The sequence below is a fragment of the Streptomyces sp. R35 genome, from assembly GCF_041053035.1.
Taxonomy (GTDB): Bacteria; Actinomycetota; Actinomycetes; order Streptomycetales; family Streptomycetaceae; genus Streptomyces; species Streptomyces lutosisoli.
In genome coordinates, this window is sequence record NZ_CP163440.1 from 8,973,563 (window position 1) to 8,993,996 (window position 20,434).

Here is a 20,434-nt window from a genome sequence, read left to right on the forward strand (position 1 = left end):
CGCCCTCTCCTCAGTTTGGAAGCCGCGGGAGCCGGGGCCCGCACGGCGAATCTCAGACCCGATGAGGGACGACGGCGACCGGGCAAGAGGAGTGGTGCAGCAGGGCGTGGGCAACACTGCCGAGTTGCAGACCGAAGTGCCCGTGCCGGCGCAGAGCGCCGACGACGATCAGGTCGGCATCGGCCGATGCCTCCAGTAGGACACGGTGGGCGGGGCCCTCGACCGCGTGGCGCTCGACATCGACTTCGGGATGCTCCCGTACGACCTCGCGCAGCGCGTCGTCGAGGTTGGCCGAGACTTGCTCCTCGGGCGCCCCGGCGGCGTCCGCCGCGAGTCGGGGATCCCCCGGGGCGGACCCTGCGGGAGGAGGGCCCGGCTCGTCGGCCGGACTGCGCCAGGCTCGCACGGCGGTCAGGGCGCAGCCCCGCGCCTCGGCCTCGTGGGCGGCGAACCGTACGGCATCCGTGCCTCCGGTCGCATCGCCGACTCCCACCACGACCCGGCCAAGGGACCCCCGGAGGTTGCGCTCCTCGCCTCGGACGACGATGACCGGGCACATGGCACGAGCGGCCACCGTGAGGCTGACCGACCCCAGCAGAAGCCCGGCGACCTCGCCGCGCCCATGAACGCCCGTGACCAGAGCGAATGCCTCGGACCCGGCCCGCAGCAGCGTGGACACCGCATCGGCGGCCAGTACGTCGCCCGACACCTTCACCTCGGGGTCGCGAAGCAGGGCGCGTTCCGTGCAGGAGGCGATGATGTTCTGCGCCATGACCTCTCCGGCGGGGCGATCGGTGCTGAGGGAAGGCCGGGCTCTTTCGTAGCGCTCCCAAAGGGAGGCATGGACCAGCCGCAGCGGCAGCCCGTGGCGTGCCGCTTCGTCGACCGCCCAGTCGACCGCCAGCAGACTGGAGCCCGATCCGTCGACGCCCACGACCAGCGGGAGTTCCATCGGGGCCACCGCCTTCCGTCCCGTTGCTGACAGACCCCCTGTGAATACCGTCGCACCGCCCGCGCGCCGCCGCGACATACGGGGCGGCGCCCGGATCGGGTGGCTGTCGGCCGGGTTGCGGTGGGCCGGGTCGCGACGATGCCGGAGACGTACGGCCGGACCAGCCGCCCCGGCGCGCTCCTCAAGGACCTGGGACAAGTACTGGGACCTCACCCGTGCCGTGGACAGCCCAGGGCCAGGGTTCGATGTCGAGTACCTCCGACACGGGGCGGCGCGGTGTGCCGGGACCTCTGGGGCCGTATCCCAGGCGCAGCAGGACCTGCGGGTAGCCCGTCCCGGTCATCGGGTCGCGCAACGGCCGGCGCTGGTCCGCCCATTCGAGAGGCTGGGTCGCGAAGGAGCTGGCGAGGCCCTCACGGGTGGCCGGCAGCAGGACGCGTTCCATGGCCTGGCCGGCCCGGAGCCAGTCCTCCGGGTTGTCGTGATCCGTGCTGAGGAGGGCCAGTTGCGGGGCCTGTTCGAAGTCCGCGGCGTGCCGTCCTGCCACCTGCCGGGGTCCTGCGAAGTCGCGCATGGGCGCCCTGCCCCCGCGCTTGCGCGGTCCGAAGGCGTCGTGCGGGACTCCGTCGTCGGCGGTGCTCACCGACAGGGCGTCGATACGCGTCCACCGGGCCAGGTCCTGGTCGCTGCCGCGGTCGGTGATGTTGCGTGTCTCGGCTTCCTGAACCAGTTCCAGTACTTCCCACAGATGCCATGAGGCGGGGAACGTCAGTGCCGCTCCCTCGACGCGAGCCGCCGCGCCGAGAGCCTCCCGCACGGCCTCGGGGATCTGTCTCTCCTCGAACGGGTAGCGGCTGCTGTGCCGTTGGCGGATCGCCGGATACAGCGCGCCGAGGCTGCTCTGGCCGTGCGTACGGCCGGCCAACCGCGCGCTCGCGAGGAGTGCCCGGTCGGTGAGGTCGGGCAGGAGCAGGGTTTCCGGGTGCCGGCCCTCGTGGACGATGGCGGCCCTCAGGTTCAACAGGGCGGCGCCGCAGCCCAGATGAAGGCCGCGGGTGTCGGGACCGGAGTGTGGCACGGCGCGCTCGAAGTCGGCCCACTCCTCGAATGCGCGGCCGCGCCGGAGGTAACGGAAGTGCCAGGGCTGCGTGTTGTGCATCGACGGCGCGGCCACCGCGTCATGGACCAGGGCTGCCACCCACTCGTCGGACGGTGCCGGCCGGCTCATCGGAACCCCCTTCGAGAGCCGTCGGGACGGGACCGCTCTTCGGTGGCCTTCGCCCGGTCACCCGTCGGCCGGGGTGATGCGGCGGCCCGTGAGGTGTGCGGGCCGGATCGACACCCACATCTCGCGTTCACCGCCCGCCCATGGTGTGGTGTGGGCGTGTTCGGAGAGCCTGCGCACGGCGTCAGGATCCGTCACGACGGTTGCGGGGCCGACGGCGAGGACGCTCCAGCCCTGACTCAGGGCCTCGTCCATGTGGTCGACCTCGAAGGCGACCTCCGTTCCGACAGCCGCCGCGGGCGTGGAGTCCGGCGCGGTCCGGAAGACGATCGTGTCATCGATGACCTCGTAGTTGACCGGAACGACCGCCGGACGGCCGTCGGACGCCGACACCGCGACGCGCCCCACGCCGTGGGTGGAGAGCAAGGTGCGGCACTTCTCCGGGCCGAGGTCCCGCAGCTGAGGACGCAGCAGCGCCTGCCCTTGGCCGGGTGGCACATCCATTCCTCCTCCGCGCAGAGTGGTGACGGTGGTGCCCAGCGCGTCGGCCAGTCTGATGACGGCCACACCCGGGTCGGCAGGCCGTTCCTCCAGGTACGCCAGGTGGCGGGGGGACATTTGGGCGCGGCGGGCCGTCTCCTCGCGGCTGAGCCGCTGTTTCCGGCGTTCGAGGGAGACGCGGCGGGCGATGTCGCCCGGGCGGTGTGTCCCGGGCGACGGGGCGGCCGCGGACATGGCCTCCGCCCCGGCCATGTCGGGCCCGGGGAACACGAGCGTCACTTCGTCCGTGTCCGACCAGCGCACGTCGTAGGGCGGAGTTCCGTCCGCGTGATGGAGTCCGACGATCTCGCCGTCGCGCCTGGCGGCGCTGGCCTCGTGCTTTCGATGACGAGTTGGTCGCCGAGGTGAGCTCGCATGACATCCGCCCTCTCCTCCAAATGGCGCTGTGTCCAACGTGCCACGCGCGATGGGCAGCCGCACGGGGCGACCAGCCCGGGAAGCTGCCCGCCGCGCCCCGCACGGCCGTCGACCGACTCAGCCAGTGATCTCGATGCGCTGAGGCTTGCCCTTCTCGGTCTTGGGGACCTTCACCGTGAGGACTCCGTTGTTCAGATCCGCGCTGATGTGCTCGGTGTCGGAGTTGGACGGCAGAATCGCGCGGTAGTCGAACTGGCCGATGTGACGGGTCTGCCGGCGGACCGCCCCGGTGTGTTCCTTCTCCCTGATCTCACCGTGGACATCGAGTTCGCCCTCGGCGACCTCCACGGTGATCTGGTCCTTGTCCACTCCGGGCAGGTCCAGTTCCACCAGGTAGGCGTCCTCGGTGTCCTCGATGTCAGCAAGGGGTGCCCATGGCTCGGCCACGCCGAACCCGGGGAAGCCGCCACCGGGAAAGGCGGCGTGCATGAGCTGGTCCACCCTGGTACGCAGGTCCTCCAGCTCCCGCAGGGCTGCCGGAAGCCCACCTCTGCTGTGTCGTGCGGGATGTGTCATGGCTGATCCCTCCTTGACTTCTGCCTTGAGGGCCGCTGTGTCGCCGTCGGTCACGTGGGCCACCCGGCGACCTCCCGGCCGTGTGGCTGCGGTGCGCCCATGCCCTCGATGTCGCGGTCGGCGGTCTTCAGCAGTTGCCGGGCGAGGTCGTTCATGGCCCGGCAACTGCTGCCAGGCGTGCCTTCGTCGTCCTCGAACAGATGAAGTCGAACCGTCCATTCCAACGTATGCGGCATCGCTTTCCTCCTCACCTCGGTACGGACCGATGCGATCCGGATGGGGCTCGTTCCGGGGCTTCGGGCCATGCGGAGGCGGCCGTGATCTGGTCCTCGATGCGGCGGCGGACGCGGGCCGTGAGCACGCTCAGTCGCTCGGAGGTCGTCGCCCGGGGCGCGACGGGCGCTCGGATCCGGCGCGCGGCCGACGGCAGTTGTCCCAGATCCGTGGCGTATCTCTCCCGGCACTCGTCGAGCGTGGGCCGCCTGCCGGTGCGCCGCCCGTTCCGCATCACCGTCTCCAGCAGCGGAACGCTGTCGTCGGGGGGCTGCTCGTCGGCGAGAGCGATCTCGTCGGCGCAACCGGGGCGGCGGAACACCTGCTTGCGGCCGGGTGCCGTCACCTTCGCCGACGAGAGCTTCATCACCGGGTGGCCGTCGAACTCGACCAGCTTGTACGCGGAGTCCAGGTACGGCGCGTCGGCCGACACGCCGACACGGGTGCCCACGGCGTACGTGTCGATCGGTGCTCCGGAGCGCACGAGCTCGTCCACGGCGTATTCGTCGAGACCGCCACTGGCGATGATCCGCACGTCCGGCAGACCCACGTCGTCGAGGACAGACCGAGCCAGTACCGCCAGGTCCCCGAGGTCACCGCTGTCCAGCCGCACGGCGGAGCCGGGCCCGCGGTCCAGGTCCCGCAGGACGCGTGCCGCGGCGCGGACGCCTTCCTCCGTGTCGTAGGTGTCCACCAGCAGGGTCACCGGTCCGGGGTGGCACCGGGCGAAGGCGCGGAACGCGTCCTCCTCCGAGGCGAACGCCTCCACGAAGGAGTGGGCCATCGTGCCGACGGCGGGTATGCCCTCGGCGGTGGCCGCGGCCACGTTGCTGGTCCCGGCGAAGCCGACCATGGCGCCCAGACGAGCGGCCTGGAACCCGGCCTGCGGACCATGAGTGCGCCGAAGGGAGAAGTCGACCACCGGGTGACCGGCTGCCGCGAGCACGCAGCGCGCCGCCTTCGAAGCGATCGCGGTCTGATGGCTGAGTCGGTTGAGCACATACGTCTCGACCAACTGCGCTTGCGGAAGTGGTGCGGTCACCTCCAGCAGCGGCTCGCCCGCCAATACGATCCGCCCCTCCGGTACCGCCCGCACCTGGCCGTTGAACGTCAGGCCGAGCAGCGGCACCAAGTCCCCTGGCGGCCGGTGCAGCGCGGAAGCGAAGGCGTCGACGTCCTCAGGGCCGACATGAAAGCCGGCCAGGTAATCGAGTGCCGACTCGAGCCCCGCCGCCACCAGGAAGCCGCGTTCAGGGGGCAAGTTGCGGACGAAGAGGCTGAACGTCGCCGGGCCGGTCATTTCCTCCCGCAGGTAGGACATGGCCATCGTGACTTCGTACAGATCGGTGGTCGTCGCATCCGACATCGGTGTCACCTCCTGGGCTTCCGTCCGGCCTCCTGCTCGTCACCGGCGGAAGCGCGCGGACCACTGCGGTTCCACCAGGTCCCACTCGGCGTCCCACTGCGCGTACCTTCTGCGGTCCAGGACCAGGCGCATGCCCGCCCAGGTCGCGTAGGATCCGGCGGCCACGCCGAACGCCGCCATACCGCCCACCATCCAGCCACTGGTCGTCGCATCGAGAGTGCTCGCCGGCGGACTGGTGACGGTTCCCTCCCGTGTCACCCACACACGCACGGTGCCGCCCTTGGGGGTTCCCGGCTTCACGAGGGCCGTTCCCGTTCGCACGACACCGTTGGTGTCGGTCCAGCGGACCTGCGCCGGTCCCTTCGCCCAGTCGTCGTCGTTCTTGACGCCCGTTGTCAGCCGGGCGGTGACCTGGTGCCGTTCCGCTGCCTGGGCTCGCACGGTGCGCATCGACGCCTCGTACGCCGTCAGTCCCGCGCTGACTGCGGCGGCCGGCAGCCCGAGGACGAGAACGGCCATCAGGACGCGGCGGAACCAGCCTTCGAACCTGTCGGACGTACGGCTCAGGGAGTTCGCGCCCTTGGGCGCGTGATCGCCGCGCCTGGACGGCGGACCGGATGCGTACGGCGAACCTTGTGTGCTCATGAATCGGCCTCCAGCAACTCGCCGGCCGTCCCCCACCACCTGCTCCCACCGTCGAACGGCAGCGGGCTCGGGGCACAGGGCCGAAAGTCCCTGTCGGGCCGGTTTCCGGCCCCGGTCCACCGGTCGCCGGCCTTGTCCGTCTGCGCAGGCCGCGGTCCTGTCGGTCATGTCTGGGGTACAACCGCGACGGGACACGGCGCGTGATGCAGTAGTGCGTGATTGATCAGGCCCAGTTGCAGGCCCGGGTGCCCCTGTCGCCTGCGTGCGCCGACGACCAGCAGGTCCGCTTCCGACACCGCGTCCAGCAGCGCTCGGCGGGCCGGGCCCTCGATCACCCTGGAGCTCACCCGGGCGTCGCGAAACCGCTTTGCCTGGCCGCGCAGGGCGTCGTCGAGGACCTGGGACGGCGGGCGCCGATGGGCCTCCATGGCGTACCACGACGGAGCCGGCCGCGTGGTGAGAGCCCTCGATGACGGATTCCAGGCGTGCACCGCCGTCAGCCGGCAGCTCCGCACATGAGCCTCCCGCAAGGCGAACTGCAAGGCCGTGCCGCTGCCCTCCCCCTCCTCGACACCGACGACGATGTTCCCGAACCGGCCGTCCCGGTGCTCCGCGGTACCGCGCACCACGACGACTGGGCAGTCCGCTCGTGCCGCCACGGCCAGGCTGACCGTGCCCAGGAGCATGTCGGCGAGATCTCCGAGCCCTCTGGACCCGAGCACCAGCGCGAAGGCGTTGCGTCCGTTGTCGACGAGGGCAGCGGCGGCGTCCTCGTGCAGCACCTCGCTCGACAGCTGCACCGTGGGAGCTCTTTTCCTGGCGCGTTCCAAGGCGGCACTGATCACGTCGGACGGCTCGCGGTCACCGGCCCTCGCATGGAGGAGGTGGAGCGGCACGCTGTGCCGGACCGCCTCGTCGGCGGCCCAGTCCACCGCCTCCAGACTCCCTTCGGACCCGTCGACGCCGACCACCAGGGGAATCGTCACCGCACCTGTCTCCTCTCGTGGCGGGTGCCACGTGCCCGGCCTCCTCCTCCACGGCTCCACATGCGCCAGGGAGGGGATTGGGGTACTCCTCGAAGGAGGGAAGCACCGAGCTCGGCATGTCGGCGACGTCCGGAGCATGCACGCCATGGGACTCGCTCACCGTCATCCACCGTCGTATCCAGCTTCGTACGAGACGGAGGCCGCCGCCATGCAACCAGTTGTCACCGTGGGCCTCGACGGTTCACCCGAGAGTCTTGCCGCCGCCCGCTGGGCCGCTGATGAGGCCGAGAAGCGCAGGCTCACGCTGCGTCTGCTGCACGCGTGGCCCCTGCTGGCGCCGGAGCCCGCGCACGCTTCCTCCGAGGTCGATCAGAACTACTGGGCGAAGCGCTTGGTCCACACCGCGCGGGCGGAACTCCAGGCACGTCACCCGGGCCTGACCATTGTCGGGAGCCTGGTGGCCGACGACGCCCAGACCGCCTTGCTCCAGGCGGCGTCGGAGTCCGAGATGCTCGTGCTCGGCTCACGGGGGCTGGAGCCCGTCGAGAGCTACTTCCTGGGCGACGTCAGCATGCCGGTCGTGGCCCGGGCCGAGCGGCCGGTGGTACTGGTCCGCGCCGAAACCCCCGTGGGGGGAACACCTCCGGCACCCGCGAGCCGCGTGGTCGTGGCCCTGAACCTGAACGGATCCTCCGACGACCTGCTCGACTTCGCGTTCCACACCGCCGCGGCCAGAGGAGTTCCGCTCCTGGCCGTTCACGGCAAAAGCGTGCCGCTTCACGCGCGCGTGCCCTGGGGGGGTGGACCACGCCGCCACCGACGAGATGACGCGGGACGCGCAGAGGGAGCTGGGCAAGGCCCTCCGCCCCTGGCGCGAGAAGTACCCGCAGGTGGACGTGGCCGACAGCATCCGTCTCGCAAGCCCCGCCAAGGCCGTCGTGCAGGCCGCCGAAGGCGCCGCGCTCCTGGTCGTCGGTCGGCGGGCGCACCGGCACGGTGTGGCACCCCACCTGGGTCCCGTCGCCCACGCCGCCCTCCATCACGGACGCTGCCCCGTCGCCGTCGTACCCCATGACTGAGCCCGGCCAGCACGGGCCACCGCCCCCGCGTGCGGAGGTGTGCGAGACCCATACCGCGATCGTGTTCTTCGCCGGCGACCGCGCCTACAAGGTCAAGAAGCCGGTGGACCTCGGATTCCTGGACTGCACCACGCGGGCGGCGCGCCGGCCCGCGTGCGAACGCGAAGTCGCGCTCAACTGCCGCTTCGCCCCTGACGTCCATCTGGGCCTGGGCGAGTTCAGCAGCCCGGACGCCGAGGCGCCCGAGCCCTTCGTGGTGATGCGACGCATGTCGTGGACGAGCAGGGCACGAGAGACGCCCTGTCGTCGCGGTGGGAGGCCAGCTTCGCGCAGATCCACCCGCTGGCCGACGACCGCTCCGTGCCCGAGGGGATGGCGGAGACGGAACATCTGGTGCGCCGCTATCTCGCGGGCCGCGAGCGGTTGTTCGCGTCCCGCATCGAGCAAGGGCGGGTGGTCGACGGCCACGGAGACCTCCCCGCCGAGGACATCTTCTGTCTCGAGGACGGCCCCCGTGCCCTGGACACGTCGCCTACCGCGCGTTCGTCCGCGCCAAGGTCTCCCTGATCCAGGCCCGCAGGGCGCGCCCGGCGCGGAGACGGAGTCACGACAGCTGGTCTCGGCGACGCTGCGTCACCTGCGTACCTCCGCCGTCGGCCTGACCGTCGTCGGCGGGCCGCCGGGCAGCGGGAAGTCCACCCTCTCCGGCGCGCCGGCCGACCGGCTGGGACTCACCCTGCTCAGAGCGACCGCGTCCGCAAGGAACTGGCGGGCATTCCCGCGGAGCAGTCCGCGGCGGCCGGCTACGGCGAGGGGCTGTACACACCCGAGTGGACCGGCAGGACCTGCGCCACCCTTCTCGACCGCGCGGCCGCCCTGCTGTCCTTGGGGGAGTCCGTCGTGCTGGACGCCACCTGGTCCGACACGGCCGGCGTGAGGCTGCACGGCGCGTGGCCGAACGCATCAGCGCCGACCTGGTGGCCCTGCACTGCCGTGTCCCGGACGACGTGTCAGCGGCCCGTCTCAGCACGCGCGCCCCCGGCGCGTCCGACGCCGATCTCGACATCGCCACCGCCACCGCCATGGCGGCCAGGGAACCACGACGGCGCGGCGGTCTGTGTTGCCGGGGTGTTCCGCTGGGGTGATCGTGGAGGTGGGGGAGCGAGGGAGTGAGTACCTTGCGAGCGCTCGTCTATCACGGCCCGGGACACGTCTCCTGGGACACTGTCCCGGACCCCGCGATCGAGGAAGCGACCGACGTGATCGTGCGCGTCGACGCCACCACCGTCTGCGGCAGTGATCTGCACATCCTGCGCGGAGACCTCCCCGAGGTGAAGCCGGGAACGGTCCTCGGCCACGAGGCCGTGGGCGAGATCATGGAGGTCGGCCGCGACGTCCACGGGCTGCGCCCCGGCAACCAGGTGATCGTGTCGTCCGTCTCGGCCTGCGGCCGCTGTCAGGCGTGCCGTGACACCAGGCGCGGACAGTGCCGCGGGGGCGGTGGCTGGATCCTGGGAAGTCTGATCAACGGAACCCAGGCCGAGTTCGTGCGGGTGCCCTTCGCCGACCACTCCACCCACCGACGGCCTCCCGCGGTCCTGCTCGACGAGGCGGTCCTGCTCGCCGAAGTCCTTCCCACCGCCTACGAGGTCGGAGTACGGAACGGACACGTCGGTCCTGGGGACACCGTCGTCGTGGTGGGCGCGGGTCCCGTCGGTCTCGCCACGGTCGCCGTCGCACGGCTGTACTCACCCCGCCGGATCATCGCGGTGGACCTGTCCGAAGCCCGGCTGGAAGCCGCCGCCCGCCTGGGGGCCGATGCCGCCGAACTGCCGGGGAAGATGATCGCCGAGCTGTCCGAGGGACCGGGCGCCGACGTCGCCATCGAGGCATCGGGCGAGCCGGAGGGCTTCGTCCTGTGCACCCAGGCCGTCCGCGCGGGAGGGCACATCGCCAACATCGGGACGCACGGCAGACCGGTCACGCTGCACCTCGAGTCCCTGTGGCGCAAGAACGTGACGATCAGCACAGGCCAGGTGGACACGTCCTCCACACCGTGGCTGCTGGAACTGCTGCGGTTCGGACGCCTGTCCGTCTCCCCGCTGGTAACCCACACCTTCGGCCTCGACCGGATGGAGCACGGCTACGAGGTGTTCGCACAGGGCGCCACCACAGGTGCCCTGAAGGTCGTGCTGCACCGGGAGTGAGAGGGGCCCGGAAGCAGGAGCCCGAACGGGCCGGCCGGGTCCCTTGGCCGCAGTGCCGTGAGGAGCACCGATGCACTGGGAAACTATCCGCAAGGACACCACGTCGGTCGTCACACCCCGTCTCGCCGACTACGACCGGGGCCGCTCGGCCTTCACCTGGGCACAGGCGCGCGCCGAGTTGGCCGGGCTGCCCGGCGGTGGGCTCAACATGGCCCACGAGGCGGTCGACCGGCATGCGGCGTCCGGCCACGCGGAGAGGGTCGCCCTGCGGTGCGTCGCCCGGGACGACTCCGTCGCCAGCGTCACCTACGCGGAACTGGCCCGCCGCACGGCCCGCTTCGCGAACGTTTTGCGGTCACTCGGTGTCGGCCGCGGGGACCGGGTGTTCACCCTGCTCGGCCGCTGCCCCGAGCTGTACACCACGGTGCTGGGCACGCTGAAGAACACCAGCGTGCTCTGCCCGCTCTTCTCCGCCTTCGGCCCCGACCCGGTCGAGCAGCGACTGCGTCTCGGGGACGCGAGGGTCCTGGTCACGACCGCGGCCCTCTACCGGCGCAAGGTCGCCGAACGGCGGGCATCGGTCCCCGGACTGGAACACGTCCTGATCGTCGGGCCCGGCACCGCGGAACTGCCCGGCACCGTCTCCTTCGACGACCTGATGACCGTCGCCCCGGACACCTTCACCATCCCGCCGACCTCGCCCGACGACATGGCCCTTCTGCACTTCACCAGCGGCACAACCGGCACCCCCAAGGGCGCGGTCCACGTCCACGATGCCGTCGTCGCCCACTACGCGACCGCCGCGTACGCTTTGGACCTGCATCCCGAGGACGTGTACTGGTGCACCGCCGATCCCGGCTGGGTCACCGGCATGTCGTACGGGATCATCGCCCCGCTCGTCCACGGCGTGACGGTGGTCGTCGACGAGGGCGACTACGACGCCCGGCGCTGGTACCGGATCCTCGGCGAGCAGCGGGTCGGCGTCTGGTACACCGCGCCCACGGCCCTGCGGATGCTGATGCGCGCCACACCGCGCCAGGGCCCGTACGACCTGCCGCGCTCCTACGACCTGTCGGCCCTGCGCTTCATCGCCTCCGTCGGCGAGCCCCTCAACCCGGAGGCCGTCCTGTGGGGCCGGGATGTGCTGGGCCTGCCGGTGCACGACAACTGGTGGCAGACGGAGACCGGCTGCATCATGATCGCGAACTTCGCCGCGTGCGAGATCCGGCCCGGCTCCATGGGGCGGCCCCTGCCCGGCGTCGAGGCGACCGTACTGGAGCAGGGCGAGGACGGCCGGGCCCTGGTCACCGACGGCCGGGTCACGCAGGTGCGAAGCGCCGATGTCGAGGGCGAGTTGGCGCTGCGGCCGGGCTGGCCGTCGATGTTCCGGGGCTATCTCCACGACAAGGAGCGCTACGACGCCACGTTCGCGGACGGCTGGTACCTGACCGGTGACCTGGTCCGCCGGGACGCGGACGGCTGGTACTGGTTCGTGGGACGCGCCGACGACGTCATCAAGTCGGCGGGCCATCTGATCGGCCCGTTCGAGGTGGAAAGCGCGCTGATGGAGCACCCGGCGGTGACCGAGGCCGGGGCGATCGGACGGCCTGACCCGGTCGCCGGGAACGTCGTCAAGGCGTTCGTGTCGCTGCGCCCCGGTGTTCTGCCGACTCCGGATCTGGAGCGGGAGCTGCTGGCCTTCGGCCGCCGAAAGCTGGGGCCCGCCGTCGCACCCAGGGCGATCGCGTTCGACCAGAACCTGCCCAAGACGCGCAGCGGGAAGGTGATGCGCCGACTGCTGCGCGCACGCGAACTCGGCCTGCCCACGGGCGACCTGTCCACCCTGGAGGGATCCTCATGAGCCCGGCCCGCACCACGCGCACGCGGAAGGACCCGGCGCCCCGGAAGGCCGGAAAGAAGTCCGCGGGGACCAGGAAGACGACCAGGAAGAAGACGAGCACCGGGCACCGGACGGATCTGCTGGAGGCCATGCTGCGCATCCGGCGCTTCGAGGAGCGGTGTGTCGAGCTGTACAGCGCCACGAAGATCCGAGGCTTCGTCCACCTGTACATAGGCGAGGAGGCCGTCGCCGTCGGCGTCAACGAGGCACTGACACCCGAGGACGCGGTCGTCGCCACCTACCGCGAACACGGCCACGCCCTGGCCCGCGGGATCACGGCCGAGGCTGTCATGGCCGAGATGTACGGCAGGACGACCGGGTGCAGCGGTGGCAGGGGCGGGTCCATGCACCTGTTCGACGCGAGCCGGCGCTTCTACGGCGGCAACGCCATCGTCGCCGGTGGACTCCCGCTGGCCGCCGGCCTCGCGCTCGCCGACCGTATGCGCGGACAGAACCGTGTCACCTGCTGCTTCTTCGGTGACGGAGCCTTCGCCGAGGGAGAGTTCCACGAAACGGCGAACCTCGCGGCCCTGTGGAGACTTCCCCTGCTGCTCGTCTGCGAGAACAACCTCTACGCCATGGGAACGGCCCTGGCGCGGCACGAGGCGCAGACCGACCTGGCCATGCGGGCCGCCTCGTACGGCATGGTCGCCTGGGCCGTCGACGGCATGGACGTCGAGGCCGTGGAACAGGCCGCACGCCGGGCCGCCGAGGCCGTCAGGGCCGGTGCCGGGCCGCACTTCCTCGAACTGCGCACCTACCGCTTCCGCGCCCATTCCATGTACGACCCGGACCGCTACCGCGACAAAGCGGAGGTCGAGCGGTGGAAGGACCGCGACCCGATCAACCGGCTCCTCCACCGCATGCGCGAGGACGGCGAGCCGGTCGACGAAGAACTCGCCGGGATCGAGCGCGGGGTCGCCGCAGAGGTCGACCACGCCGTAGAGGCGGCCGAGCAGGCGCCCGAGGAACCGGTGGAGCACCTCCTGCACCACGTCACCAGCGCACCGGCGGAGGTGAGTTGACCATGGGTGACGGCGAGCGGCCGGAGGCGGCGAAGACCACTTACCGGGAGGCGATGCGCGACGCGCTCCGGGACGCCCTGCGCTCCGACGACCGCGTCTTCCTGATGGGCGAGGACGTGGGCCGCTACGGCGGATGCTTCGGCGTCAGCCTCGGTCTGCTGGAGGAGTTCGGCCCCGAGCGCGTCCGCGACACCCCGCTGTCGGAGTCCGCGTTCGTGGGCGCCGGCATCGGTGCCGCCCTGGCCGGGCTGCGGCCGATCGTCGAGATCATGACCGTCAACTTCAGCCTGCTCGCCCTCGACCAGATCCTCAACAACGCCGCCACGCTGCTGCACATGTCGGGCGGCCAACTGGCCGTACCGCTGGTCATCCGCATGACGACGGGCGCCGGACGGCAGCTCGCCGCGCAGCACTCGCACAGCCTGGAGGGCTGGTACGCCCACATCCCCGGCATCCGTGTCCTCGCCCCCGCCACCCTGGAGGACGCACGCCACATGCTCGCTCCGGCGCTCGCCGATCCGGACCCCGTACTGATCTTCGAGCACGGAAGCCTCTACAACGTTTCCGGCGAACTCCTCCCGGCCACCGCACCAGAGGACCTGGATCACGCAGCGATACGCAGGCCCGGTACCGACATCTCCCTGATCACGTACGGAGGTTCGCTGCCCAAGACCCTCGCGGCGGCGGACGAGCTGGCCGCCGCGGGCATCAGCGCCGAAGTGATCGACCTGCGTACGCTCCGGCCCTTCGACGCCCAGACCGTCGCCGCTTCCGTGGCCCGTACCCACCGTGCGGTGGTCGTCGACGAGGCATGGCGGACGGGAAGCTTCGCCGCCGAGGTGTCCGCCCGTATCGCCGAGGAGTCCTTCTACGAATTGGACGCGCCCGTCGAGCGGGTGTGCAGCGCGGAGGTGCCCATGCCCTACGCCCGGCAGCTGGAGGAGGCCGCCCTGCCGCAGACCGCCGACATCGTCGCGGCCGCCCACCGGGCGGTGGACTGACCATGGCCGAGTTCACCATGCCGTCCCTCGGCGCCGACATGGACGAGGGCACGCTCCTGGAGTGGCTGGTGGGGCCCGGTGACCCCGTCCGCAAAGGCGATCCGGTCGCGGTCGTCGAAACCGCGAAGTCGACGATCGAGGTGGAGTGCTTCGAGACCGGAACCATGGCCGAGCTGCTCGTCGAACCCGGCACGACGGTGCCGGTGGGCACACCGCTCGCGCTGATCGGGGCGACGGCGAAGAAACCCGAGCACCCGGAAGGAGAGGGGAAGCCGCACAGGACCGGGAAGCCACGCAGGGCCAGGCAAACCGAGGGCCCTGCAGAATCTGAGAAAGCCGAGAAGGGGGAGAAGCGACGAGCGGCCCGTCGCGCACCGAAGAAGCGCGAGCCTTCCAAGCCCCCGTCCCCGCCTCCCGAACCCGCCACGGTCCCGGCCCCGGTACCGTCCGGCGCTCGGCAGGGTGGCCACATGGAGGCGGGCCCGCTGGTCCGGCATCTGGCGGAGCAAAGCGGCGTCGACCTGGAGACGCTGCGTGGTTCCGGACCCGGAGGACGCGTCACCCGAACCGACGTCGAGGAAGCGGTGGCCGCCCGGCAACCGCGCCTGCGGGTAACCCCTCTCGCCCGGCGACTGGCTGCCGAACTGGGCGTCGCCCTGGCCACGGTGAGGGGGACGGGCAAGGAGTCGGCCGTCCGTGCCGCGGACGTACGCCAGGCGGCCCCGGGGCCTGCGACCGAGGCCCCGTCCGCGCATGTCGGCGCCCCCACGGTACGTCCGTCCCCCGAGCGCGTCTCGGGAGACAGGGGGACGGCCATGCGCCGGGCGATCGCCGGTCTGATGAGCCGCGCCAACCGGGACATTCCCCACTACTACCTCTCCACGACCGTGGACATGGCCGCCGCGATGGACTGGCTGCACGAGCACAATCGGCGCAGCCCGATCGGTGAACGGCTGCTTCCCGCCGCCCTGTTGCTCAAGGCGGCGGCCCTGGCGGCCCGGGAGGTCCCCGAGCTCAACGGTTCCTGGACCGACGACCACTTCACGGCCGGCGAGGGCGTACACCTCGGCGTGGCCGTGTCGCTGCGCGGCGGCGGGCTCGTCGCCCCCGCACTGCACCACGCCGACGCCCTGGCACTCCCGCAGTTGATGACGGCCCTGAAGGACCTGGTCACCCGGGCCCGTACAGGCAGACTGCGGGGCTCCGAGGTGTCGGACGCCACGATCACGGTCACCAACCTCGGCGATCAGGGTGTGGAGACCGTGTTCGGAGTGATCTACCCGCCGCAGGTGGCCCTCGTCGGTTTCGGGCGGGTGGTCGACCGGCCTTGCGCCGTCGACGGCCTGCTGGGCGTGCGGCCCGTGGTCACGGCGACGCTCTCGGCGGACCACCGGGCGACCGACGGCGCCGTCGGTGCCCGCTACCTCACGGCGGTCACCCGCCTCCTGCAGAACCCGGAGCAGCTGTGAACATCAACCGGACCGACGCACTGGACATGGTGAGGGAATCGATCTCCCGGGTCGTCCCGGACGCCGACTTCGCCGCCCTCGGGCCCGATGACGCGTTCCGTGACGCGCTGGAGATGGACTCCCTGGACTTCCTGAGTTTCGTCGAGGTACTCAGCGAACGGTCCGGCGTCCGCATCGAGGACGAGGACACGCCCCGGCTGACCACGCTGTCCGGCAGTGCCGACTTCCTCGTCTCCCGCACGGGGTGATGCGCCCTCCGTGGACGTGAACGGTTCAGTCCGCTTCGGTGTCGTCGATGACACCCACCACGTCGTCGATGCTTCTCACCGAGGCGAGCAGTCCGGGGACGAGTGCCTTGTCCACTTTCCCCGCCATGGTCACCACGCCGTTCTCCACGGTGACCTCCACAGCGCGCGGATCCGGCAGGTGCCGGCCGACCAGGGACTCGACCTCGGCGAGGATCTCGGCGTCGTCGCGGATCAGGGCACTCAGCAGATCGTGCCGGCTCACCACACCGACGAGCCGACCGTGATGGCCGGTCACGGGGAGGCGATTCAACCGGCCGTGCGCGGCGGTCCACGCCGCGTCCGCCACCCGCCACCCGCTGCTCCGGGTGGACGGTGACGGGCGGGAAGGTCATCAACGTGGCGGCCGTGTCGCCGTGGCTCTTGTCGTACAAGCGATGCTGCCACATCCTGCCGACGGCTCCGTGCCGACGAGGCTCCGCCGTCACGGCGGCCTTGGCCAGCAGATCCGACTCCGAGACGACACCGATCACATGGTCGTCGGCGTCGACCACAGGCAGGGCGCTCACCTGCTCACGGGCCAGCGCGTGGGCCACGTCCAGAAACGGTGTGTCACCGGGAACGGAGGCCGCCGGCACCCGCATCACGTCCCGCACGCGGAGTACGGCCGGTTTCGGGGCGGGCGGCCCGGGTGCGGCGGTGGCGAGCGGCTCGGCATCCTCCCCGTCGTGAGGGCGCTCGGACTCCGCGGTGCACCGACATGACGACGTACGCCGAAGCCCTGCGCGAGGTCTCCGCCGCCCGCAGGGAGATCCCCGCCCGCCCGCGCCTACCCCGGCTACCTCTACAGCGACCTGGCCTCCCTGTACGAACGCTGCGGACGCATTCGCGGGCGGCCCGGCTCGGTCACCGTGCTGCCGGTGCTCACCACGCCCGCCGGTGACATCACCCATCCCGTGCCCGACCTGACCAGCTACATCACCGAGGGCCAGATCGTGCTCTCGCCGGAGACCCACGCGCGGGGCGTGTATCCGCCGCTGGACGCCCTGTCCTCCCTCTCCCGGCTGATGCGCAAGGGTGCCGGCCCCGGCCGTACCCGCGACGACCACCTCGACGTCGCCGCCCAGCTGCTGGCCGCCCTGGCGCGAGCCCGGCAGGTCCGTGACCTCGCGGACCTGGTCGGCCAGGCGGCGCTGACCCCCACCGACCGCCGCTGCCTCGACTTCGACGAGGCGTTCCTGCGGGACTTCGCCGACCAGCGCAGCGACGAGTCCCGCAGCCTCGACGCCTCGTTGGAGCGCGGCTGGCGGGCCCTGCTCACGCTGCCCCGCGGCCAGCTCTCCATGCTCCCCGCCGCGCTCCTCGACGCCCACGGGGCGAAGGACACCCCGGACACGGAGGCGTCCCGATGACCGGCGCCCGCCGTACACCGCCCGGTCGCGCGGGACGGCTGCGACTGCGGCACAGCCTCGATGCCGGCGAACGGGGAGCCGACCTGCTGGAGCAGAAGCTCCGCGTCCTGCGCGCCGAGCACGAGCTGCTGCTGAGCACCGAGAGCAGGCGGCCGAGGTCTACGGCCGTGCCGTCGCGCCGCCGCCGAGTACGCCACCGCCCATACGGCCGCCGAGCTCATGGGAGCGGAGGTCATCAGTACCCGGCACCGGGTCCGCGCCCTGCGGCGCCACTGGATTCCGCGCCTGCGGGAGGCGTTCGACCGGGCCGGCGGCGGGAGCGGCCACGTCGACGCCCCAACGCCCGTCGAACAGCCAGGCGTTGTCGGCGTCGTTGAACCGGGCGGCCACGCGGGGCACCGAGAACTGTCGTTTGGCGAGCAGGCTGATGACGAGGTTGTCCTCGTCGTCCCCGGTGGTGGCGATGACGAGGACGGCGGTGAGAGCGCCGGCGTGTTCCAGCAGGGTGGGTTCACAGGCGTCCCCGGCGATGAGCCGCACCGGGACGCGCCCGTTCAGTGTGGCCACGCGGTCGTCGTCGGCGTCGATCAGCGTCACCTCGTTGTGGGTGGCGGCGAGCACCTGGGCGATCTGGGTGCCGAGCCGTCCGGCCCCGGCGAAGGTGACCAGGTCGCCCGCCCGCGCGGGTGTGCTGTGCGCGGGGATCAGGGAGCGGCCCGCGCGGGTGACTTCGACGACCCGGATCTCGCCGTCGACCTCGAACTCGGCCAGCGGCCGCCCGGTCAGACAGGCCGGCAGTTCGTGGGACGGGCCGTCCGGCGCGGTCAGGGCCGTATGGGCCAGGGAACCGGGCCGATCGGCGTCTCACACCGGGACCGTGATGACGGGGCAGTGGGCATGGTGCAGCACTCCCTGGCTCACCGAGCCCAGCAGCATGCCCGTGAAACCTCCGTGCCCGTGGGTTCCCACGACCAGACCCAGCGCGTGTTCCGAGGCTTCCGTCAGGACCCGCACAGGGTGGCCACGGACGACTTCGTGGTGCAGCTCCACTTCCGGGTGCGTCGCGGTGCGGCCGGCGACGGTCTCGGACAGCACCCGGCGGCACTCCCGCACGGCGGCGTCCTCGTCCAGGACACCGAGGAGCGGCGGATGCCACACGTACAGGGCCCTGAGGACCGCTCCGCGCAGGGCCGCCTCCTCGAACGCCACGTCCACCGCCGCCGCCGCATGCGGACTGCCGTCGACGCCGACCACGAAGTACGCGGGCTCCTGGGTGATGTGCTCCGACTCCGGAACGACGACGACCGGGCAGGGGGCGTGGGCGGAGAGCGGCAGCGCCACGGACGCGGAGGTGAACATTTCGCGACGGGTGCTCAGATGCCAGGAACCCACCACGACCAGGGAGGCGTTCCGTGCCTCCTCACGCAGAACCCACGCAGGCTCTCCTTCTGCCAGCAGCGTGGACACCTCCACCGTCGGCCGGCGGGACTCGACGAAGGCGACCGCCTCCTTGAGTGCCTCGGCACCCGCTTCGTGCAGCGTCCGGTTCCACTCCTCCCAGGACGGCCGTGCCTCGCCCGTGCGGTATCCACCCGTCGGCACACCCTGGGCGTGGACGAGCCGCACCGGCAGGCCGCGCCGATCCGCCTCGTCGGCGGCCCAGGCAAGGGCAAGCCGCTTCGAGGGATCGGGGTCGACACCCACCACGATCGGCTCACGCCCGTCCGCACTGCTCATGAGAGGACCTCCCGGAGATTCCCGTGCCGCCCGTCCGGTCGCTGTCCTTCCAGCGTGACCCCGGCCGTCCGGAGCCGCCACGTCACGGCTCCGCAGGGGCTTGATCTGGCGGTTCACGGCTTTTGCGGCGCCAGACCGGGTGGCCGAGCCGGCTGGCTGGGCGACGGGCGGCCACTTGATGCGGGGCGCCGCAACCCGATGGAGCCTGGAAGGAGAGAGACGGGATACCCAGGAGGCGGGCCGGATCGGCCCGCGGCGGGTTACGGAGGTGCCGTGATGGACCCGGTCGTCGTGGGAGTGGACGGCTCGCCGTCGAGCCTCGACGCGGTGCAGGTCGCCACGTGAGGCCGGGCTGCGCGACGTGGGACTGCGGCTGGTACACGCCTTCGGGCGGCCGTCGACGCATCTGCCGCCCGGCGGCCCCCGTGGAATCCGGCCACGGCGGGAGTACGGGAGTTGGTGGACGGCACGCTGATCGAGGCCGAGGAGCGAGCCCGCGCAGCCGTGAGGTCGCCTTCGAGGCCGACCATGTGGACGAGGCCATGAGCCAGGACCGGAGCGTGCTCGTCGTCGGCCCCGCGCGAGTGGTCACCGAGCCCGACGCGGCGCGGGAACTGGCCGATCGTGCCCATACCAGGCCGTGGTCAGGGGGTGAACGGGACATGTGGGTCTCGATCCGGCCCGCGCGTATCACCGGACGCCGCATCACGTCGGCGGAGTAGTGCGTCAGGAACCGTTCGTGTCCGGACCGCCGGCGTCGGCGGACTCGCCGGTGAGGTGCGGCTCGACGTCCACGACGCCCTCCACGGCGCGCACGAGGCGCACGGCGACCAGGATGAGCGACGTGTCGCGGATGTGTCCGCGCAGGGTGACCACTCCCTCGTGCACGTTTACGTGAATGGCGTGACTGAAGGCAGGGAAGAGGTAGGACACCACCGTGCGGCGGACCTCCTCCTCGATGTCCTCGTCCGACCGCAGGAAGACCTTCAGCAGATCGGCTCGGCTGACGATGCCCTGCAGCATGCCGATGCCGTCGACCACGGGCAGCCGCTTGACCCGCCGGACGGCCATGATCCTGGCCGCCTGCGCCAGGGTGGCGTCGGCGTGGACCGTGATGGCGGGGGCGCTCATGAGTTCCCCCGCCGTCGTCGCCCCGGCCTTGGCGACGGCGGACAGCCGCTGCCGCTGCTCGTAGAGGCTCTGCTCGCCTTCGCGGAACTCCTCCTTGGGCAGCAGGTCGGCCTCGGAGACGACACCGATGACGCGTCCCTCGCCCTCCAGCACCGGCATGGCGCTGACCTTCCACTGCTCCATGGTCCGCACGATCTCCTTGAAGGGCGCGTCGCGCCCGACGGCCACCACTGTCTGGGTCATCACATCGCTCACGATGTGCGGAGTCTCGGACACTTTCGACCACC

General features: G+C 71.5%; 18 protein-coding genes and 5 pseudogenes. 10 read left to right on the forward strand and 13 right to left on the reverse strand.

Going from position 1 to position 20,434, the window contains the following annotated elements; all coding sequences use genetic code 11:
• Nucleotides 1-52: 52 nt before the first annotated feature.
• The 8 genes and pseudogenes from AB5J50_RS40330 to AB5J50_RS40365 all read right to left on the reverse strand — a co-directional run bounded on the left by AB5J50_RS40330 (nt 53) and on the right by AB5J50_RS40365 (nt 6,941).
• The gene (locus AB5J50_RS40330) at nt 53-952 is read right to left on the reverse strand and encodes a universal stress protein (protein ID WP_369263602.1); all 900 of its coding nucleotides are present in this window, start codon (nt 950-952) and stop codon (nt 53-55) included.
• 181 nt (nt 953-1,133) lie between these two features.
• Entirely contained in the window at nt 1,134-2,180 is a 1,047-nt protein-coding gene (locus AB5J50_RS40335) for a nitroreductase family protein (protein WP_369263603.1), read from the reverse strand.
• A 57-nt stretch (nt 2,181-2,237) separates the two neighbouring features.
• Nucleotides 2,238-3,094, reverse strand: a pseudogene (locus AB5J50_RS40340) (pyridoxamine 5'-phosphate oxidase family protein).
• A gap of 118 nt (nt 3,095-3,212) precedes the next feature.
• The gene (locus AB5J50_RS40345) at nt 3,213-3,671 is read right to left on the reverse strand and encodes an Hsp20/alpha crystallin family protein (RefSeq protein WP_369263604.1); all 459 of its coding nucleotides are present in this window, start codon (nt 3,669-3,671) and stop codon (nt 3,213-3,215) included.
• 50 nt (nt 3,672-3,721) lie between these two features.
• Nucleotides 3,722-3,907: a hypothetical protein gene (locus AB5J50_RS40350; protein WP_369263605.1), complete on the reverse strand. Its 186-nt coding sequence runs from the start codon at nt 3,905-3,907 to the stop codon at nt 3,722-3,724.
• Nucleotides 3,908-3,918: 11 nt separating this feature from the next.
• The gene (locus AB5J50_RS40355) at nt 3,919-5,319 is read right to left on the reverse strand and encodes a nicotinate phosphoribosyltransferase (RefSeq protein WP_369263606.1); all 1,401 of its coding nucleotides are present in this window, start codon (nt 5,317-5,319) and stop codon (nt 3,919-3,921) included.
• Between the two features lie 30 nt (nt 5,320-5,349).
• Complete coding sequence (locus tag AB5J50_RS40360) at nt 5,350-5,955, reverse strand: hypothetical protein (protein ID WP_369263607.1); 606 nt, start codon at nt 5,953-5,955, stop codon at nt 5,350-5,352.
• A gap of 164 nt (nt 5,956-6,119) precedes the next feature.
• Nucleotides 6,120-6,941: a universal stress protein gene (locus tag AB5J50_RS40365; protein WP_369263608.1), complete on the reverse strand. Its 822-nt coding sequence runs from the start codon at nt 6,939-6,941 to the stop codon at nt 6,120-6,122.
• A gap of 208 nt (nt 6,942-7,149) precedes the next feature.
• Here AB5J50_RS40365 and AB5J50_RS40370 point away from each other — a divergent pair.
• From AB5J50_RS40370 to AB5J50_RS40405, 8 genes and pseudogenes are all read left to right on the forward strand, one after another.
• Nucleotides 7,150-8,020 (forward strand): annotated as a pseudogene (locus tag AB5J50_RS40370) (universal stress protein).
• Nucleotides 8,013-9,120 (forward strand): annotated as a pseudogene (locus AB5J50_RS40375) (AAA family ATPase); the annotation flags it as partial. The pseudogenes AB5J50_RS40370 and AB5J50_RS40375, both read left to right, overlap by 8 nt.
• 78 nt (nt 9,121-9,198) lie before the next feature.
• Nucleotides 9,199-10,227, forward strand: coding sequence for an alcohol dehydrogenase catalytic domain-containing protein (locus tag AB5J50_RS40380; protein ID WP_369265647.1), 1,029 nt, complete (start codon nt 9,199-9,201; stop codon nt 10,225-10,227).
• A 70-nt stretch (nt 10,228-10,297) separates the two neighbouring features.
• The gene (acsA, locus tag AB5J50_RS40385; protein WP_369263609.1) at nt 10,298-12,088 is read left to right on the forward strand and encodes an acetate--CoA ligase; all 1,791 of its coding nucleotides are present in this window, start codon (nt 10,298-10,300) and stop codon (nt 12,086-12,088) included.
• A complete protein-coding gene (pdhA, locus tag AB5J50_RS40390) occupies nt 12,085-13,152 on the forward strand; it encodes a pyruvate dehydrogenase (acetyl-transferring) E1 component subunit alpha (protein ID WP_369263610.1) in 1,068 nt (355 codons plus the stop codon). The genes acsA and pdhA overlap by 4 nt, the downstream gene beginning before the upstream one ends.
• 2 nt (nt 13,153-13,154) lie before the next feature.
• Entirely contained in the window at nt 13,155-14,153 is a 999-nt protein-coding gene (locus AB5J50_RS40395; RefSeq protein ID WP_369263611.1) for an alpha-ketoacid dehydrogenase subunit beta, read from the forward strand.
• 2 nt (nt 14,154-14,155) lie between these two features.
• Nucleotides 14,156-15,622: a 2-oxo acid dehydrogenase subunit E2 gene (locus AB5J50_RS40400; RefSeq protein WP_369263612.1), complete on the forward strand. Its 1,467-nt coding sequence runs from the start codon at nt 14,156-14,158 to the stop codon at nt 15,620-15,622.
• Complete coding sequence (locus tag AB5J50_RS40405) at nt 15,619-15,870, forward strand: acyl carrier protein (RefSeq protein WP_369263613.1); 252 nt, start codon at nt 15,619-15,621, stop codon at nt 15,868-15,870. The genes AB5J50_RS40400 and AB5J50_RS40405 overlap by 4 nt, the downstream gene beginning before the upstream one ends.
• Nucleotides 15,871-15,895: 25 nt before the next feature.
• Here AB5J50_RS40405 and AB5J50_RS40410 read toward each other — a convergent pair whose 3' ends face one another.
• Together AB5J50_RS40410 and AB5J50_RS40415 are read right to left on the reverse strand one after the other, a co-directional pair.
• The gene (locus AB5J50_RS40410) at nt 15,896-16,216 is read right to left on the reverse strand and encodes a CBS domain-containing protein (RefSeq protein ID WP_369263614.1); all 321 of its coding nucleotides are present in this window, start codon (nt 16,214-16,216) and stop codon (nt 15,896-15,898) included.
• Between the two features lie 160 nt (nt 16,217-16,376).
• Nucleotides 16,377-16,820: pseudogene (locus AB5J50_RS40415) on the reverse strand (HPP family protein); the annotation flags it as partial.
• Between AB5J50_RS40415 and AB5J50_RS40420 the strand changes: the two are divergent.
• Nucleotides 16,731-17,279 (forward strand): hypothetical protein, encoded by a 549-nt coding sequence (locus AB5J50_RS40420; RefSeq protein ID WP_369265648.1) that lies wholly within the window; start codon nt 16,731-16,733, stop codon nt 17,277-17,279. The pseudogene AB5J50_RS40415 and the gene AB5J50_RS40420 sit on opposite strands and share 90 nt — an antisense overlap.
• Nucleotides 17,280-17,438: 159 nt before the next feature.
• Here AB5J50_RS40420 and AB5J50_RS40425 read toward each other — a convergent pair whose 3' ends face one another.
• A complete protein-coding gene (locus AB5J50_RS40425) occupies nt 17,439-18,122 on the reverse strand; it encodes a TrkA family potassium uptake protein (RefSeq protein ID WP_369265649.1) in 684 nt (227 codons plus the stop codon).
• Between the two features lie 21 nt (nt 18,123-18,143).
• Nucleotides 18,144-19,016 carry a universal stress protein gene (locus AB5J50_RS40430; RefSeq protein WP_369263615.1) on the reverse strand — a complete coding sequence of 291 codons (873 nt, stop codon included), beginning with the start codon at nt 19,014-19,016 and terminating at the stop codon, nt 18,144-18,146.
• A gap of 506 nt (nt 19,017-19,522) precedes the next feature.
• On the opposite strand from AB5J50_RS40430, the pseudogene AB5J50_RS40435 reads away from it, so the two are divergent.
• A pseudogene (locus AB5J50_RS40435) lies at nt 19,523-19,738 on the forward strand (pyridoxamine 5'-phosphate oxidase family protein); the annotation flags it as partial.
• A gap of 4 nt (nt 19,739-19,742) precedes the next feature.
• Here AB5J50_RS40435 and AB5J50_RS40440 read toward each other — a convergent pair.
• Nucleotides 19,743-20,423, reverse strand: a complete 681-nt coding sequence (locus tag AB5J50_RS40440; RefSeq protein WP_369263616.1) for a CBS domain-containing protein — start codon at nt 20,421-20,423, stop codon at nt 19,743-19,745.
• Between the last annotated feature and the right edge of the window lie 11 nt (nt 20,424-20,434).

Excerpts from the sequence above, each read along its gene's own strand:
- AB5J50_RS40350 (WP_369263605.1), bottom strand. The coding sequence starts at position 3,907 with ATGCCGCATACGTTGGAATGGACGGTTCGACTTCATCTGTTCGAGGAC.
- acsA (WP_369263609.1), top strand. The coding sequence starts at position 10,298 with ATGCACTGGGAAACTATCCGCAAGGACACCACGTCGGTCGTCACACCC.
- AB5J50_RS40335 (WP_369263603.1), bottom strand. The coding sequence starts at position 2,180 with ATGAGCCGGCCGGCACCGTCCGACGAGTGGGTGGCAGCCCTGGTCCAT.
- AB5J50_RS40360 (WP_369263607.1), bottom strand. The coding sequence starts at position 5,955 with ATGAGCACACAAGGTTCGCCGTACGCATCCGGTCCGCCGTCCAGGCGC.
- AB5J50_RS40430 (WP_369263615.1), bottom strand. The coding sequence starts at position 19,016 with ATGAGCAGTGCGGACGGGCGTGAGCCGATCGTGGTGGGTGTCGACCCC.
- pdhA (WP_369263610.1), top strand. The coding sequence starts at position 12,085 with ATGAGCCCGGCCCGCACCACGCGCACGCGGAAGGACCCGGCGCCCCGG.
- AB5J50_RS40345 (WP_369263604.1), bottom strand. The coding sequence starts at position 3,671 with ATGACACATCCCGCACGACACAGCAGAGGTGGGCTTCCGGCAGCCCTG.
- AB5J50_RS40395 (WP_369263611.1), top strand. The coding sequence starts at position 13,155 with ATGGGTGACGGCGAGCGGCCGGAGGCGGCGAAGACCACTTACCGGGAG.
- AB5J50_RS40400 (WP_369263612.1), top strand. The coding sequence starts at position 14,156 with ATGGCCGAGTTCACCATGCCGTCCCTCGGCGCCGACATGGACGAGGGC.
- AB5J50_RS40330 (WP_369263602.1), bottom strand. The coding sequence starts at position 952 with ATGGAACTCCCGCTGGTCGTGGGCGTCGACGGATCGGGCTCCAGTCTG.